A 20,597-nucleotide genomic window follows, 5' to 3' on the forward strand; every position below is an offset into this window, starting at 1 on the left:
CGACCGTTCTCGCGGCGTGCGGCATAGGCTGGTGCCATGCCGTACGCCGCAGCAGTGATCACCGTGTCGGACCGCTCCTCGCGGGGCGAACGAGAAGACCTCAGCGGGCCGATCGCCGTGGCCGCGCTGCATGAGGCGGGCTTCGTCTGCGACGAGCCGATCGTCATCCCCGACGGGGCGGACGAGGTCGAGGCGGCCATCCGCGCGGCGCTGACCGACGGCATCCGCGTCATCGTCACGACCGGCGGCACCGGCGTCGGTCCCCGCGACGAGACGCCGGAGGGGGCCGACCGCCTCATCACCCGCCGGATCCCCGGCATCGCCGAAGAGCTGCGCCGCCGTGCGACGGCCGAGAAGCCCGCCGGGATGCTCTCGCGCGGCATCGCCGGCATCGCCGAAGGAGCGTTCGTGGTGAACCTGCCGGGAGCGCCGGCGGCCGTCGAAGCCGGCATGCCCGTGATCGTCGGGGTCGCCGCACACGTGCTCGGGCAGCTGCAGGGCGCCGATCACCGACACGCCGGTCACCACGAGGACGAGACGCGGTGAGCGTCCGCCTCGCGCAGATCAGCACCGAACCGCTCGACGTTTCCGCCCACGTCGCCGCCGTCGACGACCCGCGCATGGGCGCGGAGATCACGTTCACGGGACGCGTGCGTGATCATGATCCGGATGCCGCCTCCGGTGTCGTCGCGCTGGAGTACTCGTCGCATCCAGATGCGCAGAAGACCCTCGTGCAGCTGTGCGAGCAGGCCATCGGCGACACCGCGGCGATCGTGGCGGCCAGTCACCGCATCGGCCGGCTCGAGGTCGGCGACCTCGCCGTGGTGGTCGTGGTCGCCGCTGCGCACCGCGGCGAGGCGTACGAGGTCTCGCGCACGCTGATCGAGGCGATCAAGCACAGCCTGCCGATCTGGAAGCGCCAGATCGAGGCCGACGGCACCACGAACTGGAAGGGCCTGGGCGGCTGAGCCGACCTGCGTGCGCCGCTTCTCGGGTCTGACCGGCGGACTCAGCCGCCGGCGAACGGGGGCAGGACGTCCACGACGGCGCTCGCCGCGAGGGGCTCGTCGTCGTCCACGCGCGAACCGTCGACGAGCACCGAGCACTTCGGCAGGATCGCCGCTAACGCAGGGTAGTCCGCTGCCAGATGTGCGCGCAGTGTGCCCAGGTCGGGCGCGTCGACGAGGCGCTCGGCGGCGCCTGCGGCCTCCTCGGCCGCCGCGAAGAACCGGATGTGGGCCATTACGCCTTCCAGGTGGAGGCCAGCTGCGAGACCGCGTCGACGGAGCTCTTGATGTCGTCGGGCGACCCGCCGGCGCGGCCGGCGATCAGGCCCGCGACAAAGGCACTGAACGGGGCGGCGGGGCGGGCGACGCCGTCGGCGACGTCCTTCGCGAGCTTGAGGACCAGCGCGATCGGCACGTCTTCCTGGGTCAGCTCGAACCGCTCGCGCAGTGCGTCCGCCCATTCGTCCAGGGCCTCGGGGGGCAGGTGCTCGCTCATGCGTCCTCCTTCGTGAACCTTCTGAAATCCTCCCACGTATCGATGTCGTGGGCGCCCCCGCTGTGATCGGCCAGTGACGCGATAGCGACATCGGCGAACAGCGCGCGCATCGACTGGTCACGGCCCTCGTGGGAGAGGGATGCCGCAGCCTGCCGCAACGCGGACGTGCGGTAGACGCCGGTCAGCCATTGCGGGCGGCCCGCCTCGTCGGCGAGGCACGCGCCCTCAGTGTCGGAGGGCAGGAGCAGGATGTCGTCCACCAGCTGCCGCACGGCGGCGTCGACGCGGGGGAGGTCGCATGCCAACACGAACGTCCACTCCGGTTCCGGAGCGGAGCCCGCCGCCGTGGCGGCCAGCGCTGCGACGACCGCAGCGGCGGGGCCGGTGAACGGCGGGTCCTCGCGGACCCACCGCACATCACACGGGAGAATGGATGCCGCGGGCTCGGCAGAATCCACCGGTACGGCGGGTGCTGCGGGCACGGCAGTCTCGCTATCCGCAGCGCTGCCTGAGCGCGGCCCTGCAACGACGATCGGCGCGGCGCCCACGTCGCGCATCGCGGTGATCGCGCGGTCGAGCATGCTCACGCCCGCGATGACCAAGCGCGGCTTGTCGACGCCGCCCATGCGGGAGGCGCGTCCGCCGGCGAGGAGGATAGCGCCGAGCGAGGGCCCGGGCTGTGCGGGTGTCGGTGCCGGATCAGTCATGGCTGGTCGGGCCTGATCCACGACCCCGACTTGCCGCCCGTCTTCGCGATCAGACGCACATCGGCGATCGAGGTCGACTTGTCGAGCCCCTTCACCATGTCGACGACGGCGAGGGCGGCGACCGACACGGCCGTGAGCGCCTCCATCTCGACGCCGGTGCGGTCGGCTGTGCGCACGGTGGCCTCGATGTCGACGCCGGTGTCGGTGATCTGCAGATCGACGACAGCGCCGTGCACGCCGATGATGTGTGCGAGCGGCAGCAGCTCGGGGGTGCGCTTGGCGCCGGCGATGCCGGCGATGCGGGCGACGGCGAGCACATCGCCCTTGGGCACGTTGCCGTCGCGCAGGGCCGCGACCACGTGCTCCGCGCAGCGTACCGAGCCGCGGGCGGTCGCGGAGCGGACGGTCGGCTGCTTCTCGGTGACGTCGACCATGCGGGCGTGGCCCGCGGCATCCAAGTGCGTGAAAGTCATGAGATCAGCATGACATCGACGAGGTCGCCCGCCGCGACGGCGTCCACATGGGTGGGGACGATGGCATAGGCATCCGCCCGGCCCAAACTCGCGGCCAGGTGCGATCCGCCCGACGAGGCGGGTCGCACGCCTTCGCGCGTCACGACGACCGGTCGGTATTGGCGGCGGCCGGTCGGCGTCCGCCAGGGCTCGAGCACGCGCATCGGCAGGATCAGCCGATCGAGAACGGTCGCCCCCTGCATGGCGAGCAGTGCGGGCCGCACGAAGACCTCGAACGACACCGCCACGCTCACCGGATTGCCCGGCAATCCGAACAGCAGCGGCTCGCCGTCACCGAAGCCCTGCGGCTTGCCCGGCTGCATCGCGACCTTCTCGAACTGCATCGGGGCGACATTGCGCACGACCTCGTAGGCGCCGGCACTCACCCCACCCGACGTGATGACGACGTCGGCACCGAGTGCCGACGCCTCGGTGAGAGCAATCCGCAACCCGTCGCCATCGTCGGTGACCTGGGTGCGCAGCACGACCTCGGCGCCGTTCTCGCGGCACAGCCCATCGAGCAGCGCGCTGTTCGACTCCGGGATCTGCCCGTATTCGAGCGGAGCCCCGGGCGGACGCAACTCGTCACCGGTGGAGATCACGGCCACGCGCGGCACCCGCGAGACCACGACGTCCGTGACGCCGGCGGCTGCGGCCGAGGCCAGCTGCCGACCGCCCAGCACGAGCCCGGCGGGGAGAATCTCGTCGCCGGCACGGCACTCCTCACCGCGCGGGCGGATGTGCATGCCGAGCGAACGAGGAGCTGTGACCACCGTGACGCGCTCGAGCGAATCGGCGAGCCCGCCCGCGGTGTCTTCGAAGGGCACCACGGTGTCGGCTTCTGTCGGAAAGGGTGCGCCCGTCATGATGCGCGCCGCCTGCCCGCGGTCGATCGACGGGTTCAGCGACGTACCGGCCGGAAGATCGGCGACGACCTCGAGGGTGACGGGAGAATCGGGGGATGCCGTGGCCACATCCGCGTGGTGCACGGCGAAGCCGTCCATCGCCGAGTTGTCGAAAAGCGGCAGGTCGACCGCTGACCGCACCGGCTCACGCAGCACCCGTCCCAGGGCGGCCTCGACCGGCGCCGTGACGGGCTCCAGCAGGCGCGCGGCGGCCAGGATCCGTTCCCGGTGCTCGTCGACCGTGATCATGCGTGCTCCTTCCGCCGGGCGTTCCACCCGTCCATGCCCCCGCGCAGCACCGTGACGTGCGCCCCGGCGGCCTTCAGCGCGTAGGCGGCCGTGCGCGCCCGCACGCCCACCTGGCACACCAGCACCGCGGGCTGACCGCCCAGCGATCCCGCGACGCCGGTCGCATCGCCCAGCAGCGCTCGCAGCGGCACATGTCGTGCACCCGGCAGCATTCCCGTGACGACCTCGGCGTCTTCGCGCACGTCGATGACGACGTCGGTCTCACCGGGCTCGTCGACCTCGGTGAGCGGAGCGGAAACTGCGGGTGCCGCATCCGACGCTCGCGTCGCACGCAGCGGCGCTTCGCGCTGCGTGCCCGCGAGCGCGTCGATGAGCGCCACCCGGCCCAGCAGTGGCCGGCCGATGCCGGTGATGAGCTTGATCGCCTCGGTCGCCATGAGTGCCCCCACCTGCAGGCACACGGGGCCCAGCACGCCGACCGCCGAGCACGCGGGTGCTTCGCTGCCCGAGGGGTAGAGATCGCGCAGTCTGACGGGCTCGGCGGGCGCGGGCGGTGCCGACCAGAACACGGTGACCAGGCCCGCGAACTCTTGCACGGTGCCCCAGACCACGGGCACGTCGAGGCGCTCGCACGCGACGGCGACGATCTCGCGGCTGTCGAACGAATCGGTGCCGTCGAGCACGAGGTCGACGCCGTCGAGCAGCTCGGCGGCGTTGTCATGAGTGAGCCGCGTGCGCACGGGGCGCACGCGGGTCTCCGACCTCTCGGCGGCCACCCGTTCGGCGCTGTCGGTCTTGGGTCGGCCGATGTCTTGGCGTCGGTGGATCACCTGACGCTGCAGGTTGGAGGCGTCCACGTCGTCATCGTCGAAGACGACGAGCTCACCGACGCCGGCTGCCGACAGGGCGAGGATCGCAGGGGAGCCGAGGCCCCCGGCGCCGATCACGCCCACCCGCGCGGCGGCCAGGCGCCGTTGCCCGTCGGGCCCGAACCCGGCCAGGCGCTGATGGCGCGCGGTACGCATCTGCTCGGCATCGCTGAGCGCGATGACGGGCTCGACCAGCGGGGGCAGCATGGTCTCAGCGTATCCAGCACGGCGGCACCGCGGGCCGGACGCGACCGGAAATACCAAAGCTCCGCGCATGCGGAATAAGAACGGCCCGATATTCGCGCATGCGGTGCTAGTTTGGCCTCATGTCCGCAAGCTACAAGATCTCCCAGGCCGCCCGGCTGCTCGGGGTCAGCGATGACACCGTGCGTCGCTGGGTCGAGCAGGAGGTGCTGCCGGTCACCGACGCGAGCCCGGCCGAGATCCCCGGCGCAGCACTCGCGCAGCGCGCCGTCGAGCTGGCGAAGGCTGCGGAAGACCCGACCGACGTGCTCTCCAGCGCTCGCAACCGCTTCACCGGGCTGGTCACGAAGGTCGTCGCCGACGGCGTCTGCGCCCAAGTCGACATCCAGGCGGGTCCCCACCGGGTCGTGTCGCTCATGACGGCCGAGGCCGTCGAGGCGCTCGGGCTGGAGGTCGGCTCACTGGCCGTCGCCGTCGTCAAGGCCACCACTGTCATCGTCGAGACTCCCCGCGCCTGACGCCGCGCCCGAGAAGAGAGAGCCCATCACATGCGCCGAATGACCGCCTTCGCCACTGCCGCTGCGGCATCCCTCGCCCTCCTGCTGACGGGCTGCGGCGACACCACGTCGTCCGCGGACCCCGCCGGCGGTGCGTCGACCGACGCGCTCAGCGGCGAGGTCGCGGTGTCGGCTGCGGCCTCGCTGCAAGGCGCCTTCGACAAGGCGATCTCCGAGTTCGAGTCTGCCCACCCCGAGGTGAAGATCACGGCGAACTACGACGGCTCGAGCACGCTCGCGACGCAGATCAACGGGGGTGCGAAGGTCGACGTGTTCGCCTCGGCCGACGAAGCCAACATGGCGAAGGTGACCGACCCGGGCCTCGCTTCTGACCCGGCGATCTTCGCGAAGAACACGCTCGTGGTGGTGACGCCTTCGGGCAACCCGGGTGACGTGAAGACCCTGCAAGACCTGGCGAACCCCGACCTGAAGGTCGTCCTGTGCGCACCGGAGGTGCCGTGCGGTGCGGCATCCCAGACCCTCCTGAAGAACGCGGACGTCACCGTGCGGCCCGCAAGCCTCGAGCAGAACGTGACAGCCGTGCTCACCAAGGTGCAGAACGACGAGGCCGACGCCGGGCTCGTGTACAAGACCGACGCCGCCACCAGCGATCAGGTCACCTCGTTCACGCCCGAAGGCGCCGACGCGGTCGTCAACTCCTACCCGATCGTCGTGCTGAAGGATGCCCCGAACAAGGCGGCCGCGCAGGCGTTCGTCGACTTCGTCACCGGCAGCGACGGGCAGGCGATCCTCGCCTCGTTCGGATTCGACAAGCCATGAGCCGGCGGGGATACGCGCCGCCGATCCTCGTCGTCCCGGCGCTGGTCGGCCTCGCGTTCCTCGTCCTTCCGCTGGCGGCCCTCGTCGGCAAGGTCGAGTGGAGCAGCCTGTGGAGTGACATCACGTCGCCGCAGGCGCTCGACGCGCTGAGCCTCTCGCTGACCACCGGCCTCGTCGCCACGGCGTTCTGCGTCGTGATCGGGGTGCCGCTCGCTCTGCTGATCGCGCGGGCCTCCGGTCGGCAGGCCTCGGTGCTGAGGGCGATCGTCACCGTGCCGCTCGTGCTGCCGCCGATGGTGGGCGGCCTCTCGCTGCTGTTCCTGTTCGGCCGCTCGGGATGGCTCGGCTGGACCGGGTGGCAGATCCCCTTCTCGACGACCGCCGTCGTGATGGCGCAGACGTTCGTGGCGCTGCCCTTCCTCGTCCTCGCGCTCGAAGGCGCGCTGCGCACCTCGGGTATCGCGTACGAGCAGACGGCGGCGGCGCTCGGCGCCGGCGGCTGGACGATCTTCTGGCGGGTCACCCTGCCGCTCGCGGGGCCCGGCCTGCTCTCGGGCGTCATCCTCTGCTTCGCCCGCGCGATCGGCGAGTTCGGAGCCACCGCGCTGTTCGCCGGAAACGCACCGGGCGTGACACAGACCATGCCGCTGGCGATCTACACGGCGTTCAACGGTGCCGGGGTCTCGCAAGGCTCGGCCGTCGCGCTTTCGCTGCTGCTGCTGGTGACCGCTATCGCCGTGTTGCTGCTCGTGCGCGCGTGGCGCCCGAGCACCCCGACCTCGGTGAAGGGTGTGGGATGAGCGGCGCAACGCTGGAGGCCCGGGTGACCGTCGACCGCGGACGGTACACGCTCCAGGCGGAGGTGCACGCCGACGCCGGTGAGGTCGTGGCTGTCATGGGGCCCTCGGGGGCAGGGAAGTCGACGCTGTTCGGCGCGCTCGCCGGCTTCGTCGACCTCGACGAGGGATTCGTGCATCTGGACGGAAGGACGGTGGATGCCGCATCCGGCCCCCACGTCACGCCCCGTGATCGCGGGATCGTGCTGCTGGGACAGGAGCCCCGGCTGTTCCCGCATCTGACGGCACGCGAGAACATCGCGTTCGGACCGCGTGCGCGCGGCACGGTGCGGGCGACCGCGCGCGCCGACGCCGATGTGTGGCTGGAGCGGGTGGGGCTGGCCGGCATGGGCGGCCGCCGGCCCGCCGAGCTGTCGGGCGGCCAGCAGCAGCGGGTCGCGCTGGCGCGGGCGCTGGCCACCTCGCCGCGGCTGCTGCTGCTCGACGAGCCGCTGACCTCGCTCGACCCCGAGACTGCGGGCGGCATCCGGGAGCTGCTGAGCGCCCAGCTGCGTGAGACCGGGACCACAGCGCTGGTGGCCACCCACGACGCGGCGGACGCGGCATCCCTCGCCTCCCGCCTGGTGATCCTCGAGGACGGCCGTGTCACGCAGACGGGCGCGGTGCAGGCGGTGATGGATGCGCCGGCCACCCCGTTCGTCACGATCATCGCCGGCACGCGCCCGCACCGCGGCCCGGCGGGTCTGCAGGCACGCATCGTGCAGGTCGACGAGGACGAAGACGGCCTTGCGGCCCGCGCCCGCACGGCGGACGGCGCCGAGGTGGTCCTGCGGCTTCCCATAGGCACGGCCATCGCGCCGGGCGCGACGATCACGGTCGGGTAGAGTCCCGCAGCGTGGGCATGTGCGAGCGCGACGACCGCGGGCGCCTCGTGCTGCGTCGGCACGCCGACGTCGTGGCGGTGGCGCACGATCCTGACACCTTCTCGAGCCGGGTCTCCGCGTACCGGCAGATCCCCAACGGGCTCGATGGACCGGCGCACCGTGATGCGCGGCACCTGCTCGACCCGTTCTTCTCGCCGCCGCGGCTGGAGCGGCTGCGGCCCGGTCTCGAAGACCTCGCACGCTCGCTCGTGCCGGCGCCGGGTCAGGTGGTGGATGCCGTCGCCGAGCTGGGGGCGCGGTACTCGGTGCGCGCCGCCTCGCTGTGGCTGGGCTGGCCCGCAGGGCTCGAGGACGAGCTGCTCGACTGGGTGGCCGACAACCGCGCCGCAACCCGCTCGGGCGACCGCGCGCGCACGGCGGCGGTCGCCGCACGCTTCGACGAGATCGTGCACGCGCTGGTCGTGGCGCGCTGCGCGACCGGCACCGACGTGACCGCTGAGCTCATTCAGACCCGCACGGCCGACGGACGCCCGCTGCACGAGGAGGAGGTCGTGTCGATCCTGCGCAACTGGACCGGCGGCGACCTGTCGACGCTCGCGCTGTGCGTCGGCGTCGTCGCGCACGGCCTCGCCGTGCGTCCCGAGGTGCAGCGCGCGCTCGCCGATGCGCCCGACGAGGCGCTGGCGGCGGCGATCGACGAGCTGCTGCGCATCGACGACCCGTTCATCTCGAGCCGCCGACGCGCGACGGCCGACACACAGGTGGGGGAGTGCCCGGTCGCGACTGACGAGCTCGTCGTGCTGCACTGGCCGAGCGCGAACCGCGACCCGCGGGTGTTCGGTGACCCCGACGCTTTCGCCCCCGTGCACAACGCGGCAGCGAACCTCGTGTACGGCGCAGGGGCGCACGTGTGCCCGGGCCGGCCGCTTGCGACACTCGAGCTCGTGGTGCTCGTGCGAGCGCTTCTGCGCACGGGGCGTCTGTGCCTCGCGCCGGGGGCGGCGCCCGAGCGGGAGACGCCCCCGGCAGGCGGCTTCCGTCGTGTCGACGTGCTCCTCGAATCCGTCTGAGTCATTCGGCCCCGATCGCGCGGAGAACCGCTACGGTGAGAGGTATCGAGAGCACAGTGCGGCGCTCTCGTCGGAGGTTGCGATGGGTAGGATCACCACGCGCACGAAGATCGTCCGGATCACCGTCGGAGTCGACGAGCCGGATGCCTCGACCGTGCGGCGCATGGATACGCTGGCGGCCGAGGAGCCGCTGGAGATAAGGGTCGGCGGTACGCCGCTGACCGTCACGATGCGCACACCCGGCGACGACGTGGAGCTCGCCGCCGGCTTCCTCGTGTCGGAGGGCGTCATCACCCGGGCCGACCAGTTCGCCTCGGCGATGCACTGCTCGGGTCCGGGCACCGAGGCCAACACCTACAACGTGCTCGACGTACGCCTCGCCCCGGGAACGCCCCCGCCCGACCCTGCGCGCGCCCGGCACTCGTACACGACGAGCGCGTGCGGAGTGTGCGGCGCGGCATCCATCGACCAGGTGCGCACCGCGTCGTCGTTCGACGTGTCGGCCGATCCGGTGGGGGTGGATGCCGCGGTCCTGGCCGAGCTGCCCGACACGCTGCGCACGCGGCAGGCCGTGTTCGAGAAGACCGGCGGTCTGCACGCGGCGGCGCTGTGCGATGCGAGCACGGGAGAGGTGCTCGTCGTGCGTGAAGACGTCGGCCGGCACAACGCCGTCGACAAGGTGATCGGCTGGGCTGTGCTGAACGACCGGCTGCCCCTGCACACAACGGTGCTGCAGGTGTCGGGCCGGGCGAGCTTCGAGCTCGTGCAGAAGGCTGTGATGGCCGGCATCCCGATCCTGTCCGCCGTCTCAGCGCCGTCGTCCCTCGCGGTCGAGATGGCCGAGTCCTCGGGGCTCACCCTCGTCGGCTTCGTGCGCGGCGATTCCATGAACGTCTATGCCCGGGCGGACCGGGTGCGAACGAGTGCGCTGCTGCCGGCCTGAGCGGGAGCAGCCTGGAATGAAGGAGAGTGCACGATGACCGCCAAGGCACCGGTGCAGGATGTCACGGAATCCGCCACCGCGATGGAGGTGGCCGAGCCCCGCCTCTGGGCGGCCGGGGTTCCGGGCATCACTCACGCCATGGGACCCGCCATGGCCGACATGGGCGTCGGGCGCGCGCTGACCCTGCTCACAGACATGAACCAGAAGGACGGGTTCGACTGCATGAGCTGCGCGTGGGCCGATCCGGAGGAGCGCAAGACGTTCGAGTTCTGCGAGAACGGCGCGAAGGCCGTGACGTGGGAGGCCACCCCGGTCACGATTCCGACGTCGTTCTGGGCCGAGAACTCGATCTCGAGCCTGCAGGACAAGTCCGAGTACTGGCTCGGCATGCAGGGCCGCCTCATCGAGCCGCTGTACAAGCCGACCGGAGAAGACAACTACCGGCCCATCACCTGGGACGAGGCGTTCACCCTCATCGGCGACCGGCTGAAGGCCATGGACTCGCCGAACGAGGCGACGTTCTACACCAGCGGGCGCACCGCGAATGAGACCGCGTTCGCCTACCAGCTGTTCGCACGCGAGATGGGCACGAACAACCTGCCCGACTGCTCGAACATGTGCCACGAGTCGACGGGCCTGGCCATGGGGCAGACGATCGGCATCGGCAAGAACACGATCGCCTACAAGGATTTCGCCAAGGCCGATCTGATCATCATCATGGGGCAGAACCCCGGCACCAACCACCCGCGCATGCTCACGGCGCTCGAAGAGGCCAAGGAAGCCGGCGCCGAGATCGTCGCGATCAACCCGCTGCTGGAGGCGGGGCTGATCCGCTACAAGAACCCGCAGAAGGTCAAGGGCATCATCGGTCACGGCACCGGCATCGCCGACCAGTACCTGCAGATCCGCGCGGGCGGCGACGGGTGGCTGATGAAGGCGATCTCGCAGCGCGTCTTCGCCGCCGAAGATGCCAAGCCGGGCACGGTCCTCGATCACGCGTTCCTCGACGAGCACTGCCAGGGCCTCGACGAGTTCCGCGCGAGTCTGAAGGACCTCGACCCCGAGATGGTGCTGCGCGCCACGGGACTGACCACCGCGCAGATCGACGAGCTCGCCGAGCGGTATCTGCGTGCCGACAAGGTGATCATCACCTGGGCGATGGGACTGACCCAGCACCGCGACGCGGTGAGCATCATCAAGGAGGTCATCAACCTTCTGCTGCTGCGCGGCAACATCGGCAAGCCGGGTGCCGGTGCCTCGCCGATCCGCGGCCACAGCAACGTGCAGGGCGACCGCACGATGGGCATCTGGGAGCAGATGCCGCCGAAGTTCCTCGATGCGCTGCAGCGCGAGTTCGGCTTCGACCCGCCCCGCGAGAACGGTTACGACGTCGTGCAGGCGGTCGAGGCCATGCGCGAGGGCAAGACCAAGGTGTGGATCTCGATGGGCGGCAACCTGGTGTCGGCGGTGTCCGACACGCACGCCGCCGAAGAGGGCTTCCGCAAGGTCGGCCTGAACGTGCAGGTGTCCACCAAGCTCAACCGCAACCACCTCACCGTGGGCGACGAGGCGATCATCCTGCCGGTGCTCGGGCGCACCGAAATCGACATGCAAGAGGCCGGTCCCCAGATGCTGACCGTTGAGGACTCGGTCTGTGCCATCCACTCGACGCGCGGCAAGGTGAAGCCGATCTCCGACAAGCTGCGCAGCGAGATGTCGGTCGTCGTCGGCATCGCACGGGCGTACTTCGGTGACACCGGACCTGTCGACTGGGCGTCGTTCGAGAAGGACTACGACGTCGTGCGCGACCACATCGAGCATGTCATCCCGGGGTTCACCGATTTCAACAAGCGGCTCAAGGCCGACAACGGCTTCATCCTGCCGCACGGCCCGCGTGACTCGCGCACGTTCCCGACGGCGACCGGCAAAGCGATGATCACCGTCAACGACCTCGAGTACATCGAGCGCCCTCCGGGGCGCCTGCTGCTGCAGTCGATGCGGGCGCACGACCAGTTCAACACGACGATCTACAGCTTGAACGACCGTTACCGCGGCATCAAGCGCAGCCGTCGCGTGATCTTCGTGCACCCCGACGACCTCGCCGAGCTCGGCATCGAAGACGGCTCGCTCGTCGACGTGCACAGCGAGTTCGCGGACGGCGTGGACCGCTCCGTGCACGCGTTCAAGGCGGTCGCGTTCCCGACCTCGCGCGGATGCGCGGCCACCTACTTCCCGGAGGGAAACCCGCTGGTGCCCCTGTCGTTCACCGCGCTGGGCAGCAACACTCCGGCATCCAAGTCGGTCGTCGTGCGCCTGGAGCCGGTCACCGAAGCCGTCGTATCCGCCTGAGCCTCAGGCGGCCGCACCTCGAGAGAAAGGACAAAGATGTCTTCGAGCGCGGAATCCGCAGTCCATAAACCCACTGCCGGACGATGGTGGATCGTCGTCGCGGCCCTGCTGCTGCAGTTCTCCATCGGCGCCGTGTACGCCTGGAGTGTCTTCGGCAAGGCACTCGCCGAGCCGACGGCGATGAACCTCTCCACCTCCCAGGCGTCGCTGACGTTCACGGTGACGATCGGCATGATCTTCATCGGCAGCTACGTCGGCGGCAAGGTGCAGGACCGCACGGGTCCCCGCCCGGTCGCTCTCACCGGTGGTGTCATCTACGGGATCGGGTGCATCCTCGCATCCTTCGCGGTGTCGCACGACGCGAGCCTGCTCTGGCTGCTGGTCCTCGGCTACGGCGTGATCAGCGGCTTCGGCCTCGGCTACGCGTACATCGTGCCGATCGCGATGCTGCAGAAGTGGTTCCCCGACAAGCGCGGGCTCATCACGGGCCTCGCCGTGGCCGGCTTCGGCTTCGGCGCCGTGGTCACGGCCCCCGTCGCGCAGTGGCTGATAGCGATGACGCCGACCGAACCGAACCGCGCCTTCCTGCCGCTCGGGATCGGATACATCGTGCTGGCGGTGATCGGCGCGTCGTTCTTCCGCAACCCGCCGGCGGGTTACACCGTGCCGGGGTGGACCCCGTCGGTGAGTGGTCGCACGCGTGACGCGTACAAGCAGTTCACCGAGCAGGAGGCCCTGCGCACGCCGCAGTGGTACCTGCTGACGGCGATCCTCACGCTGAACGTGACGGTGGGTATAGCGCTGATCGCGCAGGCCGCGGCCAGCGCGAAGGACATCGCGGGCTATTCGGTCGCCGGGGCGGCAGCCCTCGTGGGGGTGCTGGCCCTGTTCAACGGCGGCGGGCGCATCTTCTGGGCGTGGATCTCGGGCTTCACCGGCCGCATGGTCGCGTTCGGTCTGATGCTCGGACTGCAGGGCGTGTGCCTGCTGATCGTGCCGCACGCCAGCAACGGGGTGCTGTTCTTCATCCTCGCGGCGATCATCTACCTCTGCTACGGCGGCGGGTTCGGCACCATGCCGGCCACGGCGGGCGACTTCTTCGGGGTCAAGCACGCCGGTGCCATCTACGGCCTGATGATCATCGGGTGGAGCCTCGGCGGCATCATCGGCCCGCCGATCATCGCGGCGCTGATCGGCGAGGACAAGAATTACGTCCTCGGCTACACCGTGATCGGCATCATCGCGCTGGTCTCGCTGGTCGTCCCGGTGATCACGCGCATGCCCAAGCCCGAGACGCCGGCCACCGCGGTGGTCGTGGACGGGGCGGGGATGCCGGAGGTCGACTGACGCGCACAGCAAAGGGCGCGGCATCCCGAATCGGATGTCGCGCCCTTTTCTCTGCGTGCTACGGCCTGCGCAGCCGTTCCGGGTTGGGGGCGGCGACCGGGTCCCATCCGCGGCGGGTGGCACGGGTGCCGCTGCGGTGCTCGTCGCGCGAGCGGTACACGATGTACGGGCGGAAGAGGTACTGCACCGGCGCCGAGAACACGTGCACGAGGCGCGTGAACGGCCAGAGGATGAACAGGCAGGTCGCTGTGATCGCGTGCAGCTGGAACATCAGCGGCGCCCCGACCATGAGGTCGGGCTGCGGCTGGAAGAGGATGATGCTGCGCACCCACGGGCTGATCGTGGCCCGGTACTCGTACCCGGGGCCGAACAGCTGGTGGATGAACGTGGCGAGAGTTCCGAACACGAGCGTCGCGCCGAGGAACACGTACATGACCTTGTCCATCGTCGTCGTCGCCAAGAACACCGGGCCGACCGTACGGCGACGGTAGATGAGGATCGCGAGACCGAGCAGGGTCAGGACTGCGGCCGCCGTGCCGAGCACGGTCGCGCCGATGTGGTACATATGCTCGTTGATGCCGATCGCATACAGCCACTCGCGGGGGATCAGCAGACCCACCGCGTGGCCGGCGACCACGCAGAGGATGCCGAAGTGGAACATCGGCGAGCCCCACCGCAGCAGCCGGTTCTCGTACGACTGGCTGGAGCGCGTCGTCCACCCGAATTTGTCATAGCGATACCGCCAGATGTGGCCCACGATGAACACCGCGATCGCGATGTACGGCAGGGCCACCCACAGCAGCATGGACAGGGGGTTCATGCGTCCTCCCTCACTTGGAACGGCGGCAGGTTGCCGAGGAAGCTCAGCCCCACCGTTTCGGTGGGCGGTCCCTCATTGATCAGGTCGAGATAGCGCTCGCGTGTGGCCTCGTCGATCGGGGGCAGCGACAGCGTCACGGCCCGTACCACGCCGGCCCAGGGGCTTTCCATGGTCTCGAGCGCTGCCCGGAGCACCTCGACGCCCTCGCGGTGGCTCGACAGCACGGCGGCGGCGATCTCGGAGTCGCTCATGGCCGAGAACTCCAGGACCGCCGGCAGATAGTCGGGCAGCTCCTGCGCGTCGAACTCCCACCCTGCCGCGCGGTACGCCTCGAGGATGGTCACCAGCGCGGTGCCGCGCTTGCGGGTGTCACCGTTGGCGTAGTACGTCAGGTACAGGCTGCACTTGCGCTTCAGATCGAACGTGTTCACGTATTCACGACCGAGATCGTCGGATGCCGTGGCCACATTTATGAACTGCTGCAGCAGTGTGCGCACCTCCTCGGGAACCGACGCGATCAGCGCCTGCACCTGGGGGATGCGCGCGAACCACGCGTCATCGGGGTAGTCGAGCAGCAGCGAGGCCGCCATGTGCACGCGTTGCCGCGCGTCGCGGGTCAGCGTGAGCGCGGCGAGCGGGGGCGGCAGCTTGCGCCGCGGCGTCACGCGGGTGCGGGAACGACTGAGGAGGGGCATCAGGACTCGTCCTTCGGCGGGAACAGCCCGTCCGGCGACCCGTTGCCGTCCCAGTTGAGCAGGTTCACCCTGCTGCTGGGAGATGCCGGGGTGTCGGAGGTCTGCCGGTCGGCCAGGGCGTGGAAGTTCTCCACGGCGACCGGGACCGGGTGGCCGCTGGACAGACCGAAGTGGTTCGGGCCGCCCATGCCGGGGCCGCCGTCGTAGTCGAGCGAGCAGGCGAGCTCTTCGAGCTCGCGGGCCTGCTCGGCGTGCGCGGCGGGGATCACGTAGCGGTCGTTGTACTTGGCGATGGCCAGCAGCCGGTACATCTCCTCCATCTCGACACCCGTCATGCCGACCGCCGTGGCGATCGACTCGTCGCGGTCGTCGTCGAGGTTGATGCCTCGCATGTACGACCGCATCGCGGCCAGCTTGCGCAGCGACTCGTCGACGGGCACCGTGTCACCGGCGGTGAACAGCTCGGCCAGGTACGAGATCGGGATGCGCAGCTTGTCGATAGCGGCGAAGAGCGTGCGGGCGTCCTCTCCGTCGTTGCCCGAGCCGGTCACCACGTCCACGACGGGGCTGAGCGGCGGCACGTACCAGACCATCGGCATCGTGCGGTACTCCGGGTGCAGCGGAAGCGCGACCTTGTACTTCTTGATCAGCGCGTAGATAGGGCTGTTCTGCGCGGCCTCGATCCAGTCCTCCGGGATGCCGTCGCGGCGGGCGGCTTCGATGATCTCGGGGTCGTTCGGGTCGAGGATGACACTGCGCTGCGCGTCGAGCAGGTCGTGCTCGTTCTCGACGCTGGCCGCCTCGGCGACGCGGTCGACGTCGTACAGCACCAGGCCGAGGTACCGCAGCCGGCCGACGCAGGTCTCCGAGCACACGGTGGGCAGGCCAACCTCGATGCGCGGGTAGCACAGCGTGCACTTCTCGGCCTTGCCGGTCTTGTGGTTGAAGTAGACCTTCTTGTACGGGCAGCCCGACACGCACATCCGCCAGCCGCGGCACTTGTCCTGGTCGACGAGCACGATCCCGTCTTCGGCGCGCTTGTAGATCGCGCCGGAGGGGCAGGATGCCGCGCACGAGGGATTCAGGCAGTGCTCGCAGATGCGGGGCAGGTAGAACATGAACGCCTGCTCGAACTCCGCCGAGACCCGCTCGCTCATCTTGCGGAGGATCGGGTCGTCCTGCATCGTCTCGGCGGACCCGCCCAGGTCATCGTCCCAGTTGGCCGACCACGAGATCTTCATGTCCTTGCCCGTCAGCAGCGACTTGGGCCGCGCGACCGGGGTGTGCTGCCCCTTCGGGGCATTCAAGAGCATGTCGTAGTCGTAGGTCCAGGGCTCGTAGTAGTCCTCGATCTCGGGCAGGTTGGGGTTCGAGAAGATGTGCGCGAGCTTCGAGAGGCGTCCGCCTGCGCGCAGCTTGAGCCGGCCGCGCTTGGTGCGCACCCAGCCACCGTTCCACTTCTCCTGGTCCTCGTAGGTGCGCGGATACCCGACGCCGGGCCGGGTCTCCACGTTGTTGAACCAGACGTACTCGACACCGGTGCGGTTCGTCCAGGCCTGCTTGCAGGTGACCGAACAGGTGTGGCATCCGATGCACTTGTCGATGTTCATCACCATCGACATCTGAGCCATGACCTTCATCGGTACTGCACCTCCTGGCTGCGGCGACGGATCGTCGTGACCTCGTCGCGTTGGTTGCCCGTGGGGCCGAGATAATTGAACGCCCACGCGAGTTGCGCGTAGCCGCCGATGAGGTGGCTGGGCTTGAGCAGGATGCGCGTCAGCGAGTTGTGGATGCCGCCGCGCTGCTTGCTGGTCTCGGTGATCGGCACGTCCACCGTGCGATCCTTCGCGTGGTACATGTACACCGTGCCCTCGGGCATGCGGTGCGTGACGATAGCGCGGGCGACCACGACGCCGTTGCGGTTGTAGGCCTCGATCCACTCGTTGTCGCGGACGCCGATCTTCGCGGCATCCTCGAGGCTCATCCAGATCGTGGGGCCACCACGGCTCAGCGACAGCATGAAGAGGTTGTCCTGATACTCCGAGTGGATCGACCACTTGGAGTGCGGTGTCAGATAGCGCACCGAGACCTCCGCGGCGCCGGTCGCGGCATCCACTCCCGTCTTCCCGGGCGTGGCGTCGTCGAACAGCCGTGCCATGTCGAGTGGTGGACGGTAGATCGGCATGTTCTCGCCGAGCTCTTCCATCCAATCGTGGTCGAGGAAGAAGTGCTGCCGGCCGGTCAGTGTGTGCCAGGGCTTGAGCTGCTCGACGTTCACGGCGAACGCCGTGTAGCGGCGGCCGCCGTGCTCGGAACCCGACCACTCGGGCGACGTGATGACACTGCGCGGCTGCACGGTCACATCGGTGAAGGTGATGTGGGTGCCCTCGTGCTCTTCGGCGAGGAACGCGAGCTTCTGCCCGGTCTTCTGCTCGAGCTGTTTGAAGCCCTGCACGGCCAGGCGGCCGTTCGTCGTCCCCGAGAACGCGAGCACCATCTCGCAGGCACGCCGGTCGGTGTCCAGCCGCACGCGGCCGGCCATGGGACCGACCTCGACGGTGCCGTTCAGCTGCCCCAGCATGGCGATCTCGGGCTCGGGGTGGTACGTGATGCCCTTGGTGACCATGCCGAGCTTCTCCGACAGCGGGCCCAGGGTCTTCCACTTGTCGGCCAGTGCCGGGTAATCGCGCTCGACGACGACGAGCTTGGCCATCGTCACGCCGGGCTTGAGCGGCAGGTCCTGGACGGCGCCGTGCGGGGTCGCCATGACGTCCGGCGTGTCGTGCTGCAGGGGAGCGGCGACCACATCGCGGCGCACACCCAGGTGGGTGCGGGCCAGCTCGCTGAACTTCTCGGCGAGCACCTTGAACGTGTCGAAGTCGCTGCGCGTCTGCCACGGCGAGTCGATGGCCGGGCTGAATGAGTGCACGAAGGGGTGCATGTCGGTCGACGACAAGTCGTACTTCTCGTACCAGGTCGCCGTCGGCAGCACGATGTCGCTGAACAGCGTCGTGCTCGTCATGCGGAAGTCGCTGGTCATCAGCAGGTCGAGCTTGCCGATGGGGGCGTCGTCGCGCCAGCGGATGTCGCGCGGGCGCGAGTCGGTCTCGCCCACCCGAATCGCCGAGTCGGTGCCGAGCAGGTGCTTGAGGAAGTACTCGTTGCCCTTGCCCGACGAACCCAGCACGTTGGCGCGCCACATGTCGATCACGCGCGGGAAGTTCTCCGGGGCATCCGGGTCTTCGCACGCGTAATGCAGGGAGCCGTCGTTGAGGCTGTCGACGATGTACTGCGCGGGTTCGAGCCCTGCCGCCTCGGCCTCGTCGCACAGATCCAGCGGATTGCGCGAGAAGGTCGGGTAGCTGGGCATCCAACCGCGCTTGACCGATTCGACGAGGCAGTCGGCGGTGGTCCGGTCGTCGAACGCGCCGCGCGCCAGGGGAGAGGCCAGCTGGTTCGCCGGCAGGCCGTCGTAGCGCCACTGGTCGGTGGCCAGGTACCAGAACGCGGTGCCGATAGCCTGCCGCGGCGGGCGGGTCCAGTCGGCCGCGCCCGCGTACTGGTTGTAGCCGGTGAGCGGACGGACCTTCTCCTGGCCGACGTAATGCGCCCAGCCGCCGCCGTTGACGCCCTGGCAGCCGGTCATCATCGTCAGCGCGAGGAAGGTGCGGTAGATCGTGTCGGAGTGGAACCAGTGGTTCGTGCCCGCGCCCATGAGGATCATCGAGCGGCCGCCGCTGCGCTCCGCGTTGTCGGCGAACTCGCGGCCGATGCGGGTGGCCTGCTCGGCGGGGACCGACGTGATCTCCTCCTGCCACGCGGGGGTTCCCGGGGTCGAGGCGTCGTCATAGCCGGTCGGCCACTCGCCCGGCAGGCCGTCGCGGCCCACGCCGTAGCGGGCGAGCATGAGGTCGAAGACGGTGGTGACGGTCTTGCCGGCCACGGTGCGCACCGGCACGCCGCGACGCACGACGCCCGTGCCGCCGGCGTGCTCCTGGCCGGACTCGGGCGTGACGTCGAAGCGCGGCAGTGCGAGCTCGGCGCTCTCCCACCCGCCCAGGTCGGCGATCGACAGCTGCGGCACCACATCGCCCAGGTCGAGGTTCCATTTGCCCTCGTCCTCCGGCGAGAAGCGGTGGCCGAGCGACCCGTTCGGGATGACGACCGAGCCGTCCGCGTCGAGCACGGCGGGCTTGAACTCGGCGTGTGCGGCTGCGCCGGCATCCTCGCCCAGATCACTCGCCGTGAGGAACTTGCCCGGAACCAGCTGGTCGCCGTTGCGCTCGACGGTCACCAGGTACGGCGCGTCGGTGAAGCGGCGCATGTAGTCCTCGAAGCGCGGGGTGCGCTTGTGCACGAAGTGCTCGGTGAGGATCACGTGCCCCATCGCGATGCCGAGAGCGGCGTCGGTGCCGGGGTGCGGCGAGGCCCACTCGTCGGCGAACTTCGTGTTGTCGGTGTAGTCGGGCGAGACGACGACGACCTTCTGCCCGCGGTAGCGGGCCTCGGCCATGAAGTGCGCGTCGGGGGTGCGGGTGACCGGCACGTTCGAGCCCCACATGATGAGGTACGACGAGTTCCACCAGTCGGCCGACTCGGGCACGTCGGTCTGGTCGCCGAACACCTGGGGGCTGGCCACCGGCAGGTCGGCGTACCAGTCGTAGAACGACAGCATCGTGCCACCGAGCAGGTTGAGGAATCGCGAGCCGGAGCCGTGCGAGATCATCGACATCGCCGGGATCGGAGAGAAGCCTGCGACGCGGTCGGGACCATACTTCTTGACCGTGTACACGTGGGCCGCCGCGGCGATCTCCATCGCGTCGTTCCAGGTCGTGCGGATGAGGCCGCCCTTGCCGCGGGAGCTCTTGTACGCCCGGGCCTTCTCGGGGTCTTCGACGATCGACTCCCAGGCGTCGACGGGGTCGGGATGCTGCCTCTTGGCCGCGCGCCACAGATCCGCCAGCGTGTCGCGGATATAGGGGTAGCGCACCCGGGTGGGCGAGTAGGTGTACCAGCTGAACGCCGCGCCGCGCGGGCAGCCGCGGGGCTCGTACTCGGGGGAGTCGGGACCGACAGAGGGGTAGTCGGTCTGCTGGGTCTCCCAGGTGATGATCCCGTCCTTGACGTACACCTTCCACGAGCACGACCCGGTGCAGTTCACGCCGTGGGTGGAGCGCACGACCTTGTCGTGCGACCAGCGGTCACGATAGAACACGTCGCCGTCGCGACCGCCCTCGAGGAAGAGAGCGCGCATGTCGGGCGAGGTCTCGCCGGGGCGTACGAAGCGGCTCAGCGACAGCAGTGTGTCGGCCAGAGCGCCGTCCGTAGCCGGCTCGGTGTGGATGCGGGGTGTCATGCGGAATCCTCCAGCCTCACGATTACCCCCAGTATGGGACGCCCGCA

At 69.6% G+C, this 20,597-nt stretch carries 20 protein-coding genes; 10 read left to right on the forward strand and 10 right to left on the reverse strand.

All coding sequences use genetic code 11. The annotated features are described in order from the left end of the window. Positions 1 to 36: 36 nt before the first annotated feature. The gene (locus PU630_RS03935; RefSeq protein ID WP_275279051.1) at positions 37 to 546 is read left to right on the forward strand and encodes a MogA/MoaB family molybdenum cofactor biosynthesis protein; all 510 of its coding nucleotides are present in this window, start codon (positions 37 to 39) and stop codon (positions 544 to 546) included. Next, positions 543 to 968: a molybdenum cofactor biosynthesis protein MoaE gene (locus PU630_RS03940; protein WP_275279052.1), complete on the forward strand. Its 426-nt coding sequence runs from the start codon at positions 543 to 545 to the stop codon at positions 966 to 968. The genes PU630_RS03935 and PU630_RS03940 overlap by 4 nt, the downstream gene beginning before the upstream one ends. 41 nt (positions 969 to 1,009) lie before the next feature. On the opposite strand, the gene PU630_RS03945 is transcribed toward PU630_RS03940, so the two are convergent. From PU630_RS03945 to PU630_RS03970, 6 genes are read right to left on the reverse strand one after another with little or no spacing between them, the layout of a single operon-like run. Beyond that, positions 1,010 to 1,243, reverse strand: coding sequence for a MoaD/ThiS family protein (locus PU630_RS03945; RefSeq protein ID WP_275279053.1), 234 nt, complete (start codon positions 1,241 to 1,243; stop codon positions 1,010 to 1,012). After that, positions 1,243 to 1,503 (reverse strand): DUF6457 domain-containing protein, encoded by a 261-nt coding sequence (locus PU630_RS03950; protein WP_275279054.1) that lies wholly within the window; start codon positions 1,501 to 1,503, stop codon positions 1,243 to 1,245. The genes PU630_RS03945 and PU630_RS03950 overlap by 1 nt, the downstream gene beginning before the upstream one ends. Next, positions 1,500 to 2,210 (reverse strand): molybdenum cofactor guanylyltransferase, encoded by a 711-nt coding sequence (mobA, locus tag PU630_RS03955; protein WP_275279055.1) that lies wholly within the window; start codon positions 2,208 to 2,210, stop codon positions 1,500 to 1,502. The genes PU630_RS03950 and mobA overlap by 4 nt, the downstream gene beginning before the upstream one ends. Next, positions 2,207 to 2,683 carry a cyclic pyranopterin monophosphate synthase MoaC gene (moaC, locus tag PU630_RS03960; RefSeq protein ID WP_275279056.1) on the reverse strand — a complete coding sequence of 159 codons (477 nt, stop codon included), beginning with the start codon at positions 2,681 to 2,683 and terminating at the stop codon, positions 2,207 to 2,209. The genes mobA and moaC overlap by 4 nt, the downstream gene beginning before the upstream one ends. Beyond that, complete coding sequence (locus tag PU630_RS03965) at positions 2,680 to 3,876, reverse strand: molybdopterin molybdotransferase MoeA (protein WP_275279057.1); 1,197 nt, start codon at positions 3,874 to 3,876, stop codon at positions 2,680 to 2,682. The genes moaC and PU630_RS03965 overlap by 4 nt, the downstream gene beginning before the upstream one ends. Continuing rightward, positions 3,873 to 4,952 carry a ThiF family adenylyltransferase gene (locus tag PU630_RS03970; RefSeq protein ID WP_275279058.1) on the reverse strand — a complete coding sequence of 360 codons (1,080 nt, stop codon included), beginning with the start codon at positions 4,950 to 4,952 and terminating at the stop codon, positions 3,873 to 3,875. The genes PU630_RS03965 and PU630_RS03970 overlap by 4 nt, the downstream gene beginning before the upstream one ends. Before the next feature lie 119 nt (positions 4,953 to 5,071). On the opposite strand from PU630_RS03970, the gene PU630_RS03975 reads away from it, so the two are divergent. The 8 genes from PU630_RS03975 (at position 5,072) to PU630_RS04010 (ending at position 13,676) form a co-directional block, all read left to right on the forward strand. Next, positions 5,072 to 5,467: a TOBE domain-containing protein gene (locus PU630_RS03975; protein WP_275279059.1), complete on the forward strand. Its 396-nt coding sequence runs from the start codon at positions 5,072 to 5,074 to the stop codon at positions 5,465 to 5,467. 39 nt (positions 5,468 to 5,506) lie between these two features. Next, positions 5,507 to 6,286: a molybdate ABC transporter substrate-binding protein gene (gene modA, locus PU630_RS03980; RefSeq protein WP_343075853.1), complete on the forward strand. Its 780-nt coding sequence runs from the start codon at positions 5,507 to 5,509 to the stop codon at positions 6,284 to 6,286. Beyond that, on the forward strand, positions 6,283 to 7,086 hold the full coding sequence (locus PU630_RS03985; RefSeq protein WP_275279061.1) for an ABC transporter permease: 804 nt from the start codon (positions 6,283 to 6,285) through the stop codon (positions 7,084 to 7,086). Before modA ends, PU630_RS03985 begins: the two co-directional genes overlap by 4 nt. Beyond that, positions 7,083 to 7,967 carry an ABC transporter ATP-binding protein gene (locus tag PU630_RS03990; RefSeq protein ID WP_275279062.1) on the forward strand — a complete coding sequence of 295 codons (885 nt, stop codon included), beginning with the start codon at positions 7,083 to 7,085 and terminating at the stop codon, positions 7,965 to 7,967. The genes PU630_RS03985 and PU630_RS03990 overlap by 4 nt, the downstream gene beginning before the upstream one ends. Positions 7,968 to 7,984: 17 nt before the next feature. Next, positions 7,985 to 9,037 (forward strand): cytochrome P450, encoded by a 1,053-nt coding sequence (locus PU630_RS03995; protein ID WP_275280018.1) that lies wholly within the window; start codon positions 7,985 to 7,987, stop codon positions 9,035 to 9,037. Positions 9,038 to 9,119: 82 nt separating this feature from the next. Then, positions 9,120 to 9,980, forward strand: coding sequence for a formate dehydrogenase accessory sulfurtransferase FdhD (fdhD, locus tag PU630_RS04000; protein WP_275279063.1), 861 nt, complete (start codon positions 9,120 to 9,122; stop codon positions 9,978 to 9,980). Between the two features lie 33 nt (positions 9,981 to 10,013). Next, a complete protein-coding gene (locus PU630_RS04005) occupies positions 10,014 to 12,329 on the forward strand; it encodes an FdhF/YdeP family oxidoreductase (RefSeq protein WP_275279064.1) in 2,316 nt (771 codons plus the stop codon). 36 nt (positions 12,330 to 12,365) lie between these two features. Then, complete coding sequence (locus PU630_RS04010) at positions 12,366 to 13,676, forward strand: L-lactate MFS transporter (protein ID WP_275279065.1); 1,311 nt, start codon at positions 12,366 to 12,368, stop codon at positions 13,674 to 13,676. A gap of 58 nt (positions 13,677 to 13,734) precedes the next feature. On the opposite strand, the gene narI is transcribed toward PU630_RS04010, so the two are convergent. From narI to PU630_RS04030, 4 genes are read right to left on the reverse strand one after another with little or no spacing between them, the layout of a single operon-like run. After that, positions 13,735 to 14,496, reverse strand: coding sequence for a respiratory nitrate reductase subunit gamma (gene narI / locus PU630_RS04015; RefSeq protein ID WP_275279066.1), 762 nt, complete (start codon positions 14,494 to 14,496; stop codon positions 13,735 to 13,737). Beyond that, positions 14,493 to 15,191 (reverse strand): nitrate reductase molybdenum cofactor assembly chaperone, encoded by a 699-nt coding sequence (narJ, locus tag PU630_RS04020; protein ID WP_275279067.1) that lies wholly within the window; start codon positions 15,189 to 15,191, stop codon positions 14,493 to 14,495. Before narJ ends, narI begins: the two co-directional genes overlap by 4 nt. Then, the gene (narH, locus tag PU630_RS04025) at positions 15,191 to 16,831 is read right to left on the reverse strand and encodes a nitrate reductase subunit beta (RefSeq protein WP_275279068.1); all 1,641 of its coding nucleotides are present in this window, start codon (positions 16,829 to 16,831) and stop codon (positions 15,191 to 15,193) included. Before narH ends, narJ begins: the two co-directional genes overlap by 1 nt. Continuing rightward, entirely contained in the window at positions 16,828 to 20,550 is a 3,723-nt protein-coding gene (locus PU630_RS04030; protein ID WP_275279069.1) for a nitrate reductase subunit alpha, read from the reverse strand. Before PU630_RS04030 ends, narH begins: the two co-directional genes overlap by 4 nt. Positions 20,551 to 20,597: the final 47 nt, after the last annotated feature.

Source organism: Microbacterium horticulturae, assembly GCF_029094505.1.
Taxonomy (GTDB): Bacteria; Actinomycetota; Actinomycetes; order Actinomycetales; family Microbacteriaceae; genus Microbacterium; species Microbacterium horticulturae.